We start from the raw sequence: 16,578 nt of genomic DNA, 5'->3' as shown, positions 1-16,578 counted from the left end.
AGGGCAATGAAACAATGGAAAAAGTTAATCGTCTTTCTTTTTCCCGTTGTTACGAATCTTACGGCTCAGAATCTGATTATAAGCGAAATAATGTTCCGTCCCTCCGAAAGCAACGGAGAATTCATAGAACTCTTCAATAAGTCGTACACTGAATCGTACGATTTAACGGATTTCGGAATAAAGTATCACACATCGCCGGCGGATTTCCTGATATCGTATAAAAACGGAAGTTTGCTTCGCCCGAGGAGCTATGCGGTCATACTCGAAGGAGATTACGATTTCGATGCAGGCGGGTATATGAAATTGATTCCCGATACGGTAATTGTAATGACAATTGACGACAACGCATTCGGCAGTTCCGGTATGTCGAATTCATCGGACAGGGAAGTGTCGATTGTGGATAAGAACGGCAGCCTGATCGACAGTCATATTTACAGCGCGGATAATCCTGCGGGGTATTCCGATGAATTGATAAGCGTCGATGAAAATCTCGGCTGGTCTAATTCTTTAACAACAGGCGGAACTCCCGGCAGAAAAAATTCGGTTTCACCGACGGATTACGATCTATGTTTATGCAGCTTGTCTCTATCGCATTACGATCAAATGGTAAACAAGAATATTGTATTTACAATAATCGTCCGTAACAACGGTTTGAAAGAATCGAATGAATTTATTCTGAAAGTATTGTCTGTTTCAAGCGGCTTGGATACGACCGAAATATTTAAAGAAACTTATTCAAACCTGAATCCGGGCGATTCGATGAACATTCGGTTCGATTATTCGTTTACCGAAGCGGGAGCTTACGATATCGCCGCGCTTATTATTAACGACTATGACGAAGCGAATTCAAACAATAGCGCGCATGCCGGAATAACGATATTCGAGCCCGAAGCAAATTATAACGATATTGTTATCAACGAAATAATGTATGCGCCTGAAAACGAAGAACCGGAATGGGTGGAAATCTATAACAGAACCCATGATACGCTGAATATCAAAGACTGGCAAATAGCCGACAGTAAATCTTCCGTAGTAATCACTGACGCCGATTTCTACCTGCTTCCCGAGTCGTACATCGTCATTACAGGGGACTCTTTATTGAAAGAATTTTATCAACATGAATTCGATATGCTGATAACAAAACTCCCGTATTTAAATAACGGCGGCGACGAAATAATCTTGAAGGATAATTATCAGAACGTTATAGACAGTCTTTATTACGGCGAAGAAATAATCGGCGTCAACGGTAAATCGCTCGAAAGAATAAATGCCGGGATATCTTCAAATCAACCGGACAATTGGGGAGCGACAAAAAGCAAGTCGGACGGCACGCCGGGGGCAATTAATTCGTTGTCGCCGAAAGAGTACGACGTTAAACTCGATACGGTAATCGTGAAAAATCCTTTTCAATTAATTAATAATCCTTCCGAAATAACGGTAATGGCGAAGAACGTCGGCAATTCGGCGATTGACAAGTGCGTTATAGAACTTTATAACGGGAATAACGAAAAAATAGGCGAATGCATACTGCAATTTTTACAAGCAAATGAAGACGGAACCTGCTCTTTCGAAATCGTCGAAAATGAAGCCGGGAGGCATGAATACTATTGCGTCGTATTTAGCGAAACAGACCAGTTCCACGATAACGACACACTCTTCTTTACAATCGACTACGTTAATAAATTACTTAACGGAAACGACATTGTAATTAACGAAATTATGTATGCGCCGAATCCGCCGGAGCCTGAATGGATTGAGATATTTGTCAATGCGTCGGAAGAAATCAATTTAAAAAAAATGAAATTGGTTGTAGGCGATAAACGGTTTGAGTTGTCCGCAGCGGATTATTTGATTAATCCCGGAGATTACCTGCTTGTAAGCAACGACTCTTCGATTGCGGGGATTTATACAGACGTAAAAATAATATTTACGGATTTCAGTTATTTGAGAAACAGCGGCGATAAACTAAAGCTCGTTGATTCGCTCGGCAGAACGATCGATTCCGTCTTCTATAGTTCCGCCTGGGGCGGCAGGACGGGTAAATCGCTTGAAAGGATTGACGCATATCGCAGCGGCTCGGATTCGTTAAATTGGGCGGAATCGAAAGAAGCAGGCGGCTCTACTCCCGGCAAAAAGAATTCAAACGCAATTAAAAACTATGACGTCAAAATTGACAGCGTGAATATTATGCCCAAACATCCGGTTGCCGGAGAAAAGATGGGGCTGACTATATATTTGAGCAATGCGGGTCGCGAGCCTCTTGAAGGGAATCTAATAATTTATACGATATCAAACGGAGCCAAAGAAAAAATAAAATCCGAATACCTGATTGTTTATGATACGAAAGTTATTAAGTACGATTCATTGATTCGAATTTCAAAGCCCGTGGATTTAGAAATTTTATTTCACTCCGCGCTCGACGAAGATACAACGAACAATAGTTATTGCGCCGGTATTATTCCGGGTTGCGTACCGGGCTCGCTCTTGGTAAACGAAATAATGTTTTATCCGGCTGACGAAATGCCCGAATGGATTGAGTTATATAATAATTCCGATAGCATAATTTATCTGAATGAATTTACCGTTAACGACAGGTATACGAACATTACCGTAATTAAAATAGACGGTTCTTTTGTTAATCCGCGCGATTATTTGATAATCGCTTCCGATTCGTCGTTTTACGAATATTATCGGGAGGCGCATGTTGCCGTAACGGGCTTGCCGGTTTTGAATAACGACAGCGACGCCGTTGTAATAAAAGACGTGCGGGGCTTAACAATCGATTCTGTTTTTTATCATCCTTCCGGCGTCAAAAAAGCCGGCGTTTCCTATGAAAGACGCAGTGTCGAGCTGGCGAGTAACGATTCGCTCAATTGGAAATTTTCGAGGGATTCGTCGGGCGCCACTCCGGGAAGAAAAAACAGCGTCTGTTTGAACAGACGCGACCTTGCGGCAGGAAAAGTATTCTTCGATAAGGTTTATGCTAAATCCGACGATCTGGTGAGAATTTGCTGCGATGTGATTAATAAAGGAACCGGGAATGCAAACAACTTCATCGTCGAAATATATGCGTCAAAAAACGGAGCGTACGAATTACTGGAAAGATTCGTATATGACTTCCTGCCGCCGTTCGATACGGTTACGGTATGTACCGAAGGAAAATATCTTGCCAAAGACAACTCCGATTTGCTGGTTAAAATTATTTACCTGTACGACGAAGACATTACGGACAACGAACGGAAGACAAAATTAACATTCGGTTATACAAAGGGCGCAATAGTCGTTAACGAAATTATGTATAATCCGAACGAGAACGAACCTGAGTGGATCGAAATATTTAACGCAACGGATAAAGAAATTAATCTGAAAGACTGGACGGCGTCGGATGTTATTCCCGAGCCCGGCAGGAAAATAACGATTAACGAAGATGTATTTATTGCGCCTTCCCGGTACCTCGTCCTTTGTTCGGAGGGTTTGAAAAATTATCCCGAAGGAGCGACTCTCATTCCCGAATTCCTCTTGCTGAATAATTCCGAAGACGGCGTCGTGATTTACGATTCATACGGGAATTATATCGACAGTCTGTATTATAAGTCCGGGCGCAGTGACAAAAAGGGAGTTTCGCTCGAAAAAATTTCCCCTTATGCCGACGGCGCAGACTCTGCAAACTGGTCTTTATCTTTATCTCCATCAGGCTCTACGCCGTTAAAAGAGAATTCAATCGTCAATTTACCGGCGATAGAAAATCGTCGGATTATTATCAACGAAATACTGTACGAACCGGCTGAAGGTAATTCCGAATTCATAGAACTGTTTAATAATTCGGATGGAAACCTGCAGATCGGCGGCTTGTCAATCGAAGGGCATAATGATTTCCGTTTCGTAAATGAACTTACCGTAGTTTCTCCTCGTGAATATTTTTTGCTGGCGAATGATTCTGCTTTGATTGACTACTACGGAACGGAGGCAAAACTTTTTGTAGACAAATCTTTTTCGCTGCCTAATGAAGGAGCCGTGATTAAACTTGTAGATTTTTACGGCAATTTAATTGATTCGCTCCGCTACAGTCGCGACTGGCACAGCCCTTTGATCAACAATGCAAAAAACAAATCGCTCGAGCGCATTAATTTTTCAATACCGTCGACGGACGAGAATAATTGGAGCACTTCCGCAGACGCAAGCGGCGCAACGCCGGGAAGACAAAATTCAATTTATACTTCCGAATCCGAAGCCGGCGAGGAAGTAACTGTTTTTCCTAATCCTTTTTCGCCGGATAACGACGGATATGAGGATTTTACAACGATAACAATAAAACTGAATAAAAAAATCGGACTCGTTAGAATTCGCATTTTCGACAGCAAAGGCAGACCGGTAAGAACCTTGGAGAAAAGCCGTCCCGCAGGTCCGGAAACCGTAATAGTTTACGACGGGCTCGACGACAATTCAAAGCCGCTCAGAACGGGAATTTATATTCTATTAATCGAAGCAATCGATGAAAACGGCTCGAGCGCCGTCTTCAAAAAACCTCTCGTATCGGCGCGGAAATTGTAATCGGGATATGAGAAATTTTTCTTATTTTTGCCCCTGAACATACGAGAGGTAATATTGTCGATATCGAGAGAATTAAAAAACATCTGGCAACCCAAACTGCTCAATAAAAGCTTTAGAAACAGATTTTTTCTTTCGATGGCAATATTGATTACCGTTCTTTTGAGTCTGGCAAAATTCCTGGTTTATAACGAAAAACGACCCGGAACGGAAATTTACGACCCGGTTCTTACGCTTTTTGCGCCTGTTGATGTGACGTGGCTTACTTTTTTTCTTCTTTACTTCTCTGTGATTGTGATGCTCGTCTGGTTGAGTTTCCATCCCGAAATATTTCTGCTTGCGATTCAGTCGTACAGTTTTGTAGCTCTTTTCCGTCTCATTACCATTTATCTGCTTCCGCTTGAAGCCATTCATACAATAATACCGTTAAAAGATCCTTTCGTTGAATTTTTCGGCGACGGTCGTACTTTTTTAAAAGACCTCTTTTTTTCGGGGCATACGGCGACTATGTTTCTCTTCTTTCTGGTTACTACAAATAAAAAATTAAAGAGAATATTTTTTGCGGTTACGGTTCTGGTTGCCATTTGCGTATTAATTCAACACGTGCATTATACAGTCGACGTTTTTTCGGCGCCCTTTTTTGCTTATACTTCCTACAGGTTGGCATATCTGATTAACAGCCGCGACAGAAATTCTTAGCTCAATTTGAATTTTTCTCGCAGTCCCGTCGTTTAATAGGTATTCAAACAACGACGACGATATGATTACGGAAGGTATTTATTTCCATTATTTAAATTCATTGCTCGAAGGCGACAAATCAGCGTGTAAAAGCATTGTCGAGGAATTGCTTGCCGAGGGGGAAAGCATCAAAGAGATTTATCTGGGATTATTTCAAAGGTCGATGTATCGAATCGGTCAAATGTGGGAAAGGGAAAGATGCTCGATTGCGGACGAGCATATAGCGACGAAAATTACTGAAGCTCTGGTCGATTGGTCGATAGAAGTTTCGAAATGCAAAAACAAAAAAAACAAAAGCGTGGTTATTGCGTGTATCGACAAAGAGTATCACGAACTCGGAGCAAAAATGGTAGCGGGCTATTTCGAAATCAACGGTTGGAATTCGACATTCCTCGGTTCTTCAACTCCTCTCGGCGAGATTACGCGTTTAATACGGAAAAAGCAGCCGGACGTAGTCGGCATTTCTGTCAATTTTTATATGAATATTCCGCGATTGACGAAATTAGTTTCAATGATAAAGTCGGATTTCCCCGCGCAGGAAATTATAGTGGGCGGACAGGCGCTTGCCGGCAAGGATATTAATAATCTTACCGGCTACAGCGACATTAAATATTTAGCCTGCCTGAATCAGCTGGACGAGTATCTGTCCGGGCGCTAACTTTTAATTATGAGCAATTCTTTCTGTCGTTCGGATAAAAATTCGCAGCCGTCCGAATTTACCAAAACCATTTCTTCCACAGTGGCAATGCCGTATTTATCGACAGTCAATCTCGGTTCTATTGTGAATACATTGCCGGCTTCGATCTTTAACATCGGCAGATTTCCGTATCTTTCCCATTTCGGACCAAGCAAAGCGCCTCCGTCGTGAACGGCTCTTCCTACCTGATGACCCAGCCCGTGCGGAAACTCGTCGTATCCGTTGACTTGAATATAATTTCTTGCAATCTGGTCTATTTCCCAGCCTTCTTTGCCGGGTTTTAATTCCTGCGCCGCTTTTGTTATCGATTCCACAATTACATTAAAACCTTTTACTACTTCTTCCGGTGGTCTGTCTTCGCCCGGTTTCATAACGTACCATGTGCGCTGGAGGTCCGAACAATAGCCGTTTATTTTAATTCCGAAATCCATATTGATTATGTGTCCCGGCTCGATGGCTCTGTCCGTAGGTCCGGAATGCGCTCCAGCGGTATCGGGTCCCGTAAATACGGAAGGGCAATATTCGCTGTCCCATGCCAGTTCGTATCCTCTTTCTTTAACGAGGTTTTGCACAAAAGCTGCAACCTGTTTTTCTGTAATTCCGGGTTTCAGAAATTTTGTAACTTCGTCGAAAATTTTGAGCGTTTCGGATATCGCCTCTTTAATCAGTTTTATTTCCGCAGGCGACTTTCTGCCTCGCAAAGCGGCTACAATCTCTTCCGACGAAACGAACTTTTTCGGGTAGTCCGTTTCTTTGAATTGTTCAAGCAAATCAAGATATAAGCCGTGAGTAAGACCGTCGGCGAGACTGGAATTAACCGAATAGTTCAGCGCAATTTTATTCGGCTTAATCGATTCGACTACGTCGAGAAATTTTTCTTTGATTGTTTTCAAGTACGGATGGATATTCTTGTAGGTTCCTACGCTTTTCATATTTTCCAGTTCGAGCGATCCGATAACGGCATGAGTGTCGCCGTTTTTTGTAATTATAAACGCCGATTGCCATGTGGCGTTTGTTCCGACAATCATGTCGAGCATCGGGTCTTTAATATTTCCGGTTTCTCTGACGTATGTCATCCACATGTCGATATTTTTTTCGTTTAAAATTTTTGCCGCCTGGCTAATTTTTCCCAGTATTAATTCTTTCTGCATTTGTGCCTCTGTTTTTGTAATTATCTTAATTTAAATTTATGAATAGAAATGTTATCGGCAAAACATATTTGCGAAAATAAATTTCAGTTCGGGCGGGTGGCGGGGAGTGTGAAACTAAAGGTGGTTCCTTCGTTGATGCGGCTTTGAACGGTTATGGTTCCTCCGTTTTTTTCTATCATTTCTTTACAGATGATTAAACCGAGACCGCTCCCTTTTTCTTCGTTTGTGCCGTATGTAGTATGCTGTACGTCGAGCCGGAATAATTTCGGGAGGTCTTCTTCTTTGATTCCTACTCCGGTGTCGCTGACGGAAACTTTAAAGAATTTGCCTTCATTCTCGGCTTTCAATGTGATTTTGCCTCCCGGACGCGTAAATTTTATTGCGTTTGATATAAGATTCTGAAGCACGGAAGAAATCATATCCTCGTCGGCAAAAACTATTGCGTCGTCCGGAATTTCGTTAATTATGAAAATATCCTTGTTCTCGGCATTGTTGGACAATAATTTAATTACCCGCTCGGCTCTTTCGCGAAGTTTGAAATCGTGAGGTTGGTAGTGAATTTTACCGGATTGAATTCTCGACCATTGCAGCAGATTTTCCAGTAGAGCAAAAACGTTTTGGGCGGCTTCGTTAATTTTGTCGGCGAACATAACAATTTCATCGCGGGTAAGGTCGTCTATGTCGTCGCGAAGGAATTCCGAAAAACTTAGCAACGCGCTGAAAGGACTGCGCAGATCATGAGCGATAATCGAGAAAAATTTGTCTTTCGTAATAATCTGGTTTTTTAATTCTTCTTCGGATTTTTTCAATTGTTTGTTTACGGATTCGAGTTGAAGAACAAGTTCCTGTAATTTGGCTTCTCTTTCTTTGGCTTCGGTTATGTCGCGGAGTATTCCGCGGTATCCTATAATTTTACCGTCCCTGTCTTTAACAGCCGTAGACGTTTCCAGTACAGTGGCAATTTTGCCGTTGAGTTTCCTGATGCGCAATTCGAAATCTTTGACGAATCCGAATTTTTCCAGTTTCTTTTGAAATTCTTCTCTTATTTGCGGGTCGACATAAATATCGTTAACAATGTCGATCTTCCGGAGCATGTCGTAAGAGTTGATTCCGAAGAATTCGAAACCTGCGGGATTCAAGTCGACGAATTTACCGTCGATTGTGCTTTCATAAACCACGTCTTTCAATTCGAGAAAAAGTTCTCTGAACTTGCTTTCGGCTTCGCGTAATTTTTCTTCAGTTTCGATTAACTGCGTAAGGTCTCGTGCAATACCCACATAAGCAACCGGATTCCCGTTATCGTCTTTTACGATCGAGGTGCTCAGTTCGATTGTAAATTCGCTTCCGTCTTTACGTTTGTTGATTATTCTGCCCCGCCATCCTCCCTGAAGCGTACTCGGGTGAACGGTTCTTAATAATTCCGGGTCGTTTTTATCCGAGCGTAAAAAATCGGTCTTCTTGCCGATAACTTCTTCCGGTTCGTATCCGTATATTTTCGTAAACGCTTTGTTGACGAAAATCAAACGGTCATTTAAATCGGTAATGCTTATCGATTCGTGAACCGAATTAATTGTATGCAGCATTAAGTCCGTATCTTGGATGTAATTCAAGACAGACCCCTGAGAAGAGTTATCTTTTGACTTCTTTTTGTTCATCGGAATAAGCTCAATGTCGTATTAAAATATAATAAATAAAGTTGTAAAAATAAATTTATATTTTATACCGCTCCGCAGCTCGTTTAAGCCTGTCCATTATTGCCAAACCGAGACCGGACGGCTCGACCGGTTCGGTTAATATCAAATCTACCTTCTCCTTTTCGAAATCGTGGAGAAATTTAAACAGATTTGCCGCGGCTTCAGCTAAATTCCCGGATTCGCTCAATATTTTTTTTGAATAATTATGCAGAACCGATTCAATATCGGGATTGTCTTCTTTGAATAATAGCAGACCAACTTTTTTATTCCCGAGCGAATTCAGGAAATTTTTGTCGGACATACCGGATCTATTAATAATGTAGAGAGGTATCTCAGGGGAGTAATGAAAGGGTAATTGTCCCGGCGATTCGGGCGAAATTTCTTCTTTATCCTTTATTGTCAAAGCGCCTGTAATTTTTTCAATTTCTTCAATGGGAATTCCTCCCGGTCTGAGAAGGGAGAAAATCCCGTTTTTGTAACCGATAATAGTGGATTCGAGACCGACTGCGCATTTTCCTCCGTCGAGTATGAAGAGATCGTTTCCCAATGATTTGCTTACGTGTTCGGCGTCGGTTGGACTGAGATGTCCGAATTTATTGGCGCTCGGAGCCGCAATCGGGCGTTCGCTTAATGTTATTAATCTCAAAGCAATTTCATTGTTCGGCATTCGGATTGCAACTGTTTCGTTTCCCGAAGTTACTATATCCGGCACCGTATCTTTTTTCGGCAGAACGAGCGTTAAAGGACCCGGCCAGAACTTGTCTGTAAGTTTGTCGATTATCGGGTCTTCGTAAAATGCGTAATCTTTTAGTGTGTTTTTATCCGCTATATGTAGAATAAGCGGATTAAATGCAGGCCGGTTTTTCTTTTCGAATATTTTAGCGACGGCAATCGGATTTAGTCCGTCTGCGCCGAGTCCGTATACGGTTTCTGTAGGAAAAGCTACAAGCTCTCCTTTTTTAATTAGCTCAGCCGCATTTTTTAACGATTGATCGTCGTATTTGTAGATGGGCATAAATTCATTAAATTTTAATCCGTAAAATAACAAGTTTACTGTTTAATTGATAATAACCTACGGAACAAAAAAATGAAAGAATTCTCTTTTCTTAAAAAATTCGTTCGTCTTTTAGCCGACGAGACCGGGGCAATAATAAAACAATATTACAAAACCGATATTAAAATCGAATCGAAAGAAGACGAAACGCCGGTTACAATTGCGGATAAAAAGTGCGAAGAGAAAATGCGCGAACTGATTATGAAGGAATTTCCGGATCATGGAATTCTCGGGGAAGAATTCGGCGAATTAAATCCGGGCGCCGAATATAAATGGATACTTGACCCGATCGACGGCACAAAAAGTTTTATATGCGGCGTACCGCTTTTCGGAACGCTGATAGCGCTTCTGAAAAACGGCGAGCCGGTTATGGGCGCAATAAATCATCCTGTCCTCAATGAATTTATTATCGGCGACAACGTCGGCGCCGAATGCAACGGCAAACCCGTTAAAATTAAATTGAACGGCAATTTGTCCGAAGCCGTATTGCTGACGACCGACCATAACAATGTTGCCAGATACAGGGATTCGAGCGGATTCGATAAATTGACCAAAATGGTTAAACTTTATCGCACGTGGGGCGACTGTTACGGATATTCATTGCTTGCCCAGGGATATGCCGACATAATGATCGACCCGATGATGAGCAAGTGGGACCTGGCGGCGTTAATTCCTGTCATTCGAGGGGCGGGCGGAAAAATATCCGATTTTTACGGCAACGACCCGATGAAAGGGGACAGTATCGTAGCTTCGAATAATTTGCTCCATCCGAAAATTATTGAAATCCTGAATCCTTCGAAGAATTGAATCATCTAATTCTTCGAATTAATAAAAAAAACGGAGTTATTTCTATGAACAATATTGTAGAAGGCACTGATTTCAATTTTCAGACTGAAGTGCTTCAATCCGATGTCCCTGTATTGGTCGATTTCTGGGCGCCGTGGTGCGGTCCGTGCAGAATGGTTGCGCCTGTCGTTGAAGAAATTGCAAATGAATTGAACGGCAAGTTAAAGGTAGTAAAAGTTAACACGGACGAAAATTACGGCGTGGCGTCGCAGTACGGAATCATGAGCATTCCGACGCTCGGTATTTTCAAAAATGGTAAAATGGTCGACGCTGTTGTAGGCGCCGTTCCCAAATACCATTTAATGTCGAAAATAGAACCCTATCTCGAAACTGCAAATTAATATACATAGTTACTCGTTACGAATAAAAAAACCCGATTGAAAAATCGGGTTTTTTTGTTTAGGAGGTAGTATTGATATCTATTTAAGCTTCAACGATGGCGTCTACTGCGCAAACTTCAACGCACGATTTGCAATCGTTGCACAATTCCGGTGCAATAAATGTATGATCTTCGGAAATAGGAGCTTTTGTTTCTCCGTTTACTGTGTATTCTTCGCCTGCATTGTAGATTGCGTTGTTTTCACATTCGTCCACACAGGCTGCGCAACTGATGCATTCGTCTGTAATTACCATAATAAATTCTCCTTTATTGAAAAATAACCGGCGAAAAATTATCAAAAACCTTGCCATTCGTTTTTGTGGTAGTGCGGTAAATTTTTGTTTGTTTTTTTTTACTATTGATAAAATTTCCCGAACGACGCATAAAAATTGAGAAAAAAAGATTCTTGTGTATCCTGACGATATTGGACATGTGGCTTTATTTCGACAATGATTTATTCTTTTAATCGCTCTTTTTTTTATTTTTCAACATCATAAACTCGGTGAATATGTACGCGCAGATTGTTTTTCCGTTGCCTTTCAGAAACAGTTTTACTTATTCGGTGCCCCGGCATCTGGAAAAGGACGTAAAAATCGGAGCCAGGGTTGTGGCGCCTTTCGGCAGAAGGGTGCTTACCGGTTTTGTAATTGCTCTTGGCGAATCGATTGATGAAAATTCCACAGGCATTACCGACAAATCGAAGATTAAAGCGCTTAGCGATATACTGGACGACGAACCGATTTTCGACTCGAAAACGCTCGAGTTTTTCAAATGGATGTCGGATTACTACCTCTGTTCGCTTGGCGAAGCTTTGAAAACAATCGTACCTTACGGGACGGACGTCGAATCAAAAAGAAAAATTGTATCCGACCGGGAAATTTGCCGCTCTCTTTTAATCGGCGAAAAAAATAAGAATTCCCTTCGCGCAAAAATCCTTTCGGCGCTTGCGGAAAAAGAACTGATTAATATTTCTTACCTGCAGAAAATAATAAAGAATAAAAATGTCTATTCGATTCTGAAAGATCTGGAAAGCCGGGGCGCGATTACGATATTAAACGAAATAGAAGACGCAAAAGTAAGGGTCAAAAAAGCAAGATATGTAAAGCTTGCATTGCCGAGAGACGCCGTTTACGATTTAATGCCAGAAATCGAAAGAGCCGCGCCTAAACAACTGCTGATTCTTCTCGAACTTCTTTCTTCTGCGGAAGACAAACCCGCGGCGGAAATTTTGAAAAAAACCGGCTCGTCTTCCTCGGCATTAAACAGTCTAGTTTCCAAAGGAATTGTTGAAATCTACGAAAAGGAAATAGAGAGAACTTTTAAGGAAAATTATTCCGAAGAAAAGAAAATTCTTGCCCTGAGCGCTAATCAGCAAAAGGCGGTAGAAGCGTTAAAAAATTCGAGCGGGCGTTTCGACGTGTTCTTGCTTTACGGCGTTACGGGAAGCGGCAAAACGCAGGTCTATATCGAAATTGCAGACGAAACGCTTAAGAACGGAAAAAATGTAATTATTCTTGTTCCTGAAATTTCTTTGACCCCTCAAATAACCACTCGTTTCTATAACAAATTCAACGACAAAATTGCCGTGTTTCACAGCCGTATGTCGCTCGGCGAGCGGTACGACACATGGCGGGGAATACTTTCCGGCAAGTATAAGATTGTAATCGGTCCTCGCTCGGCGCTTTTCGTCCCTTTGAAAAATATCGGATTGATTGTCGTCGACGAAGAGCACGACCAGAGTTATAAGCAATCGGACATGACTCCGAAATACAACGCGCGGGACGCCGCAGTTATGCTCGCTAAATTTAACGACTGTCCCGTCGTACTCGGCTCTGCCACGCCTTCAATCGAAAGCATGTACAATGCCCGGAACGGCAAGTATAAATTGATTGAACTTCCCGAAAGAATCGACAACGCGAAATTGCCCGAGATTAGATTGGTCGACGTTACAATAGAAAAGAAAAAGAAAAAAATGGAAGGCATATTTTCGAATCTGTTACTGGATGAAATTGGGAAACGACTTGAAAAAAAAGAGAACGTTATAATCCTTCAAAACAGACGCGGATTTGCAACTCAGGTTTATTGCGACGATTGCGGCGAAGTAATTACATGCACAGACTGCACCGTGTCAATGGTGCATCATATCAGCAAAAATATTTTGCAATGCCATTATTGCGGAAATTCAATGCCGGTTCCGAAAGCATGCCCGGTTTGCGGCTCGGTGTCGTTGAAGTTTTTCGGTACTGGAACTCAACGCGTGGAGGACGAACTGGCGTTTTATTTCCCGAACGCAAAAATAGAGCGGATCGATTCCGATTCGATTTCAAGAAAAGGCGCTCTCTCGGAAATATTAAACGATTTCCGCAACGGCAGAATCGATATTCTGGTAGGCACCCAAATGGTTTCCAAAGGGCTCGACTTTTCGAATGTAACTCTGGTGGGAGTCGTATCGGCGGAAACTTCTTTGTGGATACCCGATTTTCGAGCTGACGAAAGGACGTTTCAACTTTTAACGCAGGTCTCGGGCAGAGCCGGAAGAAGCGACAAAAAAGGAGAGGTTATAATTCAAACGCAAAATTCGAAGAATTTTATTTTTCGGAAAGTGATAGAAAATGACTATTACGGGTTTTATGATGAAGAATTGAAATTGCGCAGGAAAGGCGAGTATCCTCCTTTTACAAGAATTGCGCTTGTGGAAATTAAAGATAAAAACGAAAGGAAAGCCCGGGCGGCGGCAAACGATTTCCATAAATATCTGACAAAACACAAAAAAGTTGTAAATATATCTCCGCCTAATGAAGCGATTATTTATAAGATAAAAGGATTTTACCGGTACCAGATATTGGTCAGAAGTTTTAGAAATCTTGACCCTGCGGGGAGACTGTTAAGAACCGCGCTCTTCGACGCTTTAACCGAATTCAACCGGTTGTCCCGTCATAAAAATATAACATTGATTGTCGATATCGATCCGCAGAGCATATTATAAAAAGAGAGGCTGTACTTGAATTTACAGCCTCTTAGAAAAATTATTGCTGAAGGAATCCAAGGAACGGCACGTTAGCCGCCAACCACCAGAATATAAATCCTACTCCGATCCACAAACCGAAAATCGTCGCAAAATATTTTCCGGTGTTTTCCGAGTTAAACATTTTGGCGAGAGCTATACTGACGACCGCGTAAAACCAGATTGAAAAGACGTCCACTCTCGATAAAAGGAAATAGAGAAATTTCGATTTGTCGATTTCCAGAATTGCCGCCAAACTCGTTGATGTAATAAACTTGTTTGTTACCAAAGCAATTATTACCATGGCAATAATTTGAATCACGATTATGTAATAAGGAAGACCGTATGCCGCCATCGTATCCTTGAATGTGCCGTCGCCTTTAAGCATGAATTTGCATACGAGGAAATAAACTCCGGCAACAATGAAAAATGTAATGAACGTAATAAATACAATGCTAATGGCGGTAAAAATGATAGTCATAGAACCGCCCTGATCCATTCTTTCGCGGATTTGTTCCAGCTGCGCTTCTTTCTGTTCTTCCGTCATTCTTCCGCTCTGAACCGCTTCGTCAAAATTCTTTTCGATCTGAGCCATCTGTTTTTCTACAATCGAAAGTTTGATAGCCGGATTGCTCATCATAATTACATTCGATAAAATAGCCGCCACGATAACGACGAGAACCGGAATCAACCAGTCGCTTGTCTTTGGTCCGGCTTTTTTTAATTTTTCGAATGTGGCTGCCGGTTCCGAAAATACTCCTACAAGTTTGTCCGTATGACTGAATTCCAATTCCTCTTCTTCTTCGACGGGACTCATTTGAGGAACCTGGTTGTCTTGTTTTTCATCCATATTGACGCTCCTTCTGGTTGTTAATTTATTGATTGATTAAAGATATCCTTTTACCAAAAGGGAAATTAGAATAGTAACATTGTGCCCCGGATAATTTATTGCAAAAAAAATAAGGGTTTACGGCGGCATATGCAAGGAATAATTTTTAATACGTACGGGCATTTAAATCGGGAATATTCGTAATTTAGAGATAAAAGGTAATCATATAATTTCAGAAGGATTTTGTTCGTTATGAAAACAATAATCGAACCATTCAAAATTAAGACGGTAGAACCGATCAAATTCACAACGAAAGAAGAGCGCGAAAAGATTCTGAAAGACGCCGGATACAATCCTTTCTTAATTAATGCGGAAGACGTTATAATTGATCTGCTGACCGACAGCGGCACCTCGGCAATGAGTTCCGAACAGTGGAGCGGCATTATGAAGGGAGACGAATCGTACGCCGGCGCCAGAAGCTTTTTCCGTTTTGAATCGGCTGTAAAAGAAATTACAGGCAACAAGTATGTAATTCCGACTCATCAGGGAAGAGCGGCTGAAAAAATATTGTTTTCTATTCTCGGCGGCGAGGGGAAATATTTTGTCAGCAATACATTTTTCGACACCACGCGCGCAAATATCGAATTTACGGGCGCCGAAGCGGTCGATCTGCTCTGTCCAGAAGGCAAAAAGCCCGAAGTTGTTGCGCCATTTAAAGGCAATCTCGATGTGGAAAAATTGACCGCCTTTATCGAAGAGAAAGGAAAGGAAAACATACCGCTCGTCATGATAACCATTACCAATAATTCAGGCGGCGGTCAACCCGTGTCGCTTGCAAATATCAAACAGGTAAGAAAAGTATGCGACCGTTACGGCATTCCGCTTTTTTTCGACGCCTGCAGATTCGCCGAAAATGCGTACTTCATTAAAAAAAGAGAAGAGGGATATTCAAATAAGTCGGTTAGGGAGATTGTTAAAGAAATTTTCTCGTACGCCGACGGAACTACGATGAGCGCAAAGAAAGACGCTCTTGTTAATATCGGAGGATGGCTTTCAATGGACGACGACAATCTGGCAATGCAATGCAGAAATCTATTGATCGTTACCGAGGGTTTCCCGACGTACGGAGGACTTGCCGGCAGAGACCTCGAAGCGATTGCGCAGGGACTGGAGGAAGTATTGGACGAAAACTATCTCCGTTATCGTATCCGCAGCACGGAATATCTCGGAGAAAAATTGACCGCCGCCGGCGTGCCGATTATCGAACCGCCGGGAGGACATGCCATCTATATCGACGCTAAAAGATTTCTACCCGATATACCTCCTGAACAATACCCCGGGCAATCGATCGTATGCGAACTCTATCTCGAAGGCGGCATCAGAAGCGTGGAAATCGGGTCGGTAATGTTCGGCAAGTACGATAAGAAAACCGGCAGGCTTATTCCCGCCATGATGGAACTTGTGCGTCTTGCAATTCCCAGACGCGTTTATACTCAAAGCCATATCGATTACGTCGCGGAAGTGGTTATCGAAACGTTTAATAAGCGCGCTAAATTAAAAGGCTATAAAATAATTTACGAAGCTCCCATGCTGAGGCATTTTACAGCGCGATTCGAACCGGTCAATTAATGCGGAGAC

The 16,578-nt window shown here is 42.0% G+C and carries 12 protein-coding genes; 7 read left to right on the top strand and 5 right to left on the bottom strand.

Going from position 1 to position 16,578, the window contains the following annotated elements:
• Positions 1-6 precede the first annotated feature (6 nt).
• The 3 genes from ACSSWA_RS05315 (at position 7) to ACSSWA_RS05305 (ending at position 5,944) form a co-directional block, all read left to right on the top strand.
• Positions 7-4,551, top strand: coding sequence for a lamin tail domain-containing protein (locus ACSSWA_RS05315; protein WP_437355521.1), 4,545 nt, complete (start codon positions 7-9; stop codon positions 4,549-4,551).
• A gap of 54 nt (positions 4,552-4,605) precedes the next feature.
• A complete protein-coding gene (locus ACSSWA_RS05310) occupies positions 4,606-5,247 on the top strand; it encodes a phosphatase PAP2-related protein (protein WP_437355520.1) in 642 nt (213 codons plus the stop codon).
• A 61-nt stretch (positions 5,248-5,308) separates the two neighbouring features.
• Positions 5,309-5,944 carry a cobalamin B12-binding domain-containing protein gene (locus ACSSWA_RS05305; RefSeq protein ID WP_437355519.1) on the top strand — a complete coding sequence of 212 codons (636 nt, stop codon included), beginning with the start codon at positions 5,309-5,311 and terminating at the stop codon, positions 5,942-5,944.
• Here the strand turns inward: ACSSWA_RS05305 and ACSSWA_RS05300 are convergent.
• From ACSSWA_RS05300 to ACSSWA_RS05290, 3 genes are all read right to left on the bottom strand, one after another.
• A complete protein-coding gene (locus ACSSWA_RS05300; RefSeq protein WP_437355518.1) occupies positions 5,941-7,134 on the bottom strand; it encodes a M24 family metallopeptidase in 1,194 nt (397 codons plus the stop codon). The two genes, ACSSWA_RS05305 and ACSSWA_RS05300, sit on opposite strands and share 4 nt — an antisense overlap.
• 83 nt (positions 7,135-7,217) lie before the next feature.
• Positions 7,218-8,744: a PAS domain-containing sensor histidine kinase gene (locus ACSSWA_RS05295; RefSeq protein ID WP_437355517.1), complete on the bottom strand. Its 1,527-nt coding sequence runs from the start codon at positions 8,742-8,744 to the stop codon at positions 7,218-7,220.
• Positions 8,745-8,844: 100 nt separating this feature from the next.
• Positions 8,845-9,843 carry an L-threonylcarbamoyladenylate synthase gene (locus tag ACSSWA_RS05290; RefSeq protein ID WP_437355516.1) on the bottom strand — a complete coding sequence of 333 codons (999 nt, stop codon included), beginning with the start codon at positions 9,841-9,843 and terminating at the stop codon, positions 8,845-8,847.
• A gap of 72 nt (positions 9,844-9,915) precedes the next feature.
• Between ACSSWA_RS05290 and hisN the strand changes: the two genes are divergently transcribed.
• Together hisN and trxA are read left to right on the top strand one after the other, a co-directional pair.
• Positions 9,916-10,689 carry a histidinol-phosphatase gene (gene hisN / locus ACSSWA_RS05285; protein ID WP_437355515.1) on the top strand — a complete coding sequence of 258 codons (774 nt, stop codon included), beginning with the start codon at positions 9,916-9,918 and terminating at the stop codon, positions 10,687-10,689.
• Between the two features lie 44 nt (positions 10,690-10,733).
• Complete coding sequence (gene trxA / locus ACSSWA_RS05280; RefSeq protein WP_437355514.1) at positions 10,734-11,069, top strand: thioredoxin; 336 nt, start codon at positions 10,734-10,736, stop codon at positions 11,067-11,069.
• An 82-nt stretch (positions 11,070-11,151) separates the two neighbouring features.
• Here trxA and ACSSWA_RS05275 read toward each other — a convergent pair whose 3' ends face one another.
• Positions 11,152-11,361: a 4Fe-4S binding protein gene (locus ACSSWA_RS05275; RefSeq protein ID WP_014855380.1), complete on the bottom strand. Its 210-nt coding sequence runs from the start codon at positions 11,359-11,361 to the stop codon at positions 11,152-11,154.
• A 254-nt stretch (positions 11,362-11,615) separates the two neighbouring features.
• On the opposite strand from ACSSWA_RS05275, the gene priA reads away from it, so the two are divergent.
• Positions 11,616-14,093: a primosomal protein N' gene (gene priA / locus ACSSWA_RS05270; protein ID WP_437355513.1), complete on the top strand. Its 2,478-nt coding sequence runs from the start codon at positions 11,616-11,618 to the stop codon at positions 14,091-14,093.
• Between the two features lie 40 nt (positions 14,094-14,133).
• Here priA and ACSSWA_RS05265 read toward each other — a convergent pair whose 3' ends face one another.
• Positions 14,134-14,961: a YIP1 family protein gene (locus ACSSWA_RS05265; RefSeq protein WP_437355512.1), complete on the bottom strand. Its 828-nt coding sequence runs from the start codon at positions 14,959-14,961 to the stop codon at positions 14,134-14,136.
• A gap of 231 nt (positions 14,962-15,192) precedes the next feature.
• Between ACSSWA_RS05265 and ACSSWA_RS05260 the strand changes: the two genes are divergently transcribed.
• Entirely contained in the window at positions 15,193-16,569 is a 1,377-nt protein-coding gene (locus ACSSWA_RS05260) for a tryptophanase (protein WP_437355511.1), read from the top strand.
• Positions 16,570-16,578 lie beyond the last annotated feature (9 nt).

It is taken from the genome of Melioribacter sp. Ez-97, from assembly GCF_051488665.1.
In the GTDB taxonomy this organism is placed as follows: domain Bacteria; phylum Bacteroidota; class Ignavibacteria; order Ignavibacteriales; family Melioribacteraceae; genus Melioribacter.
This window is presented reverse-complemented; position numbering and strand designations above follow the sequence as displayed.

Bases quoted from the DNA above. Each gene is read 5' to 3' on its own strand.
- ACSSWA_RS05315 (WP_437355521.1), top strand. From the start codon at position 7: ATGAAACAATGGAAAAAGTTAATCGTCTTTCTTTTTCCCGTTGTTACG.
- ACSSWA_RS05305 (WP_437355519.1), top strand. From the start codon at position 5,309: ATGATTACGGAAGGTATTTATTTCCATTATTTAAATTCATTGCTCGAA.
- ACSSWA_RS05300 (WP_437355518.1), bottom strand. From the start codon at position 7,134: ATGCAGAAAGAATTAATACTGGGAAAAATTAGCCAGGCGGCAAAAATT.
- ACSSWA_RS05290 (WP_437355516.1), bottom strand. From the start codon at position 9,843: ATGCCCATCTACAAATACGACGATCAATCGTTAAAAAATGCGGCTGAG.
- hisN (WP_437355515.1), top strand. From the start codon at position 9,916: ATGAAAGAATTCTCTTTTCTTAAAAAATTCGTTCGTCTTTTAGCCGAC.
- trxA (WP_437355514.1), top strand. From the start codon at position 10,734: ATGAACAATATTGTAGAAGGCACTGATTTCAATTTTCAGACTGAAGTG.
- ACSSWA_RS05275 (WP_014855380.1), bottom strand. From the start codon at position 11,361: ATGGTAATTACAGACGAATGCATCAGTTGCGCAGCCTGTGTGGACGAA.
- priA (WP_437355513.1), top strand. From the start codon at position 11,616: ATGTACGCGCAGATTGTTTTTCCGTTGCCTTTCAGAAACAGTTTTACT.
- ACSSWA_RS05265 (WP_437355512.1), bottom strand. From the start codon at position 14,961: ATGGATGAAAAACAAGACAACCAGGTTCCTCAAATGAGTCCCGTCGAA.
- ACSSWA_RS05260 (WP_437355511.1), top strand. From the start codon at position 15,193: ATGAAAACAATAATCGAACCATTCAAAATTAAGACGGTAGAACCGATC.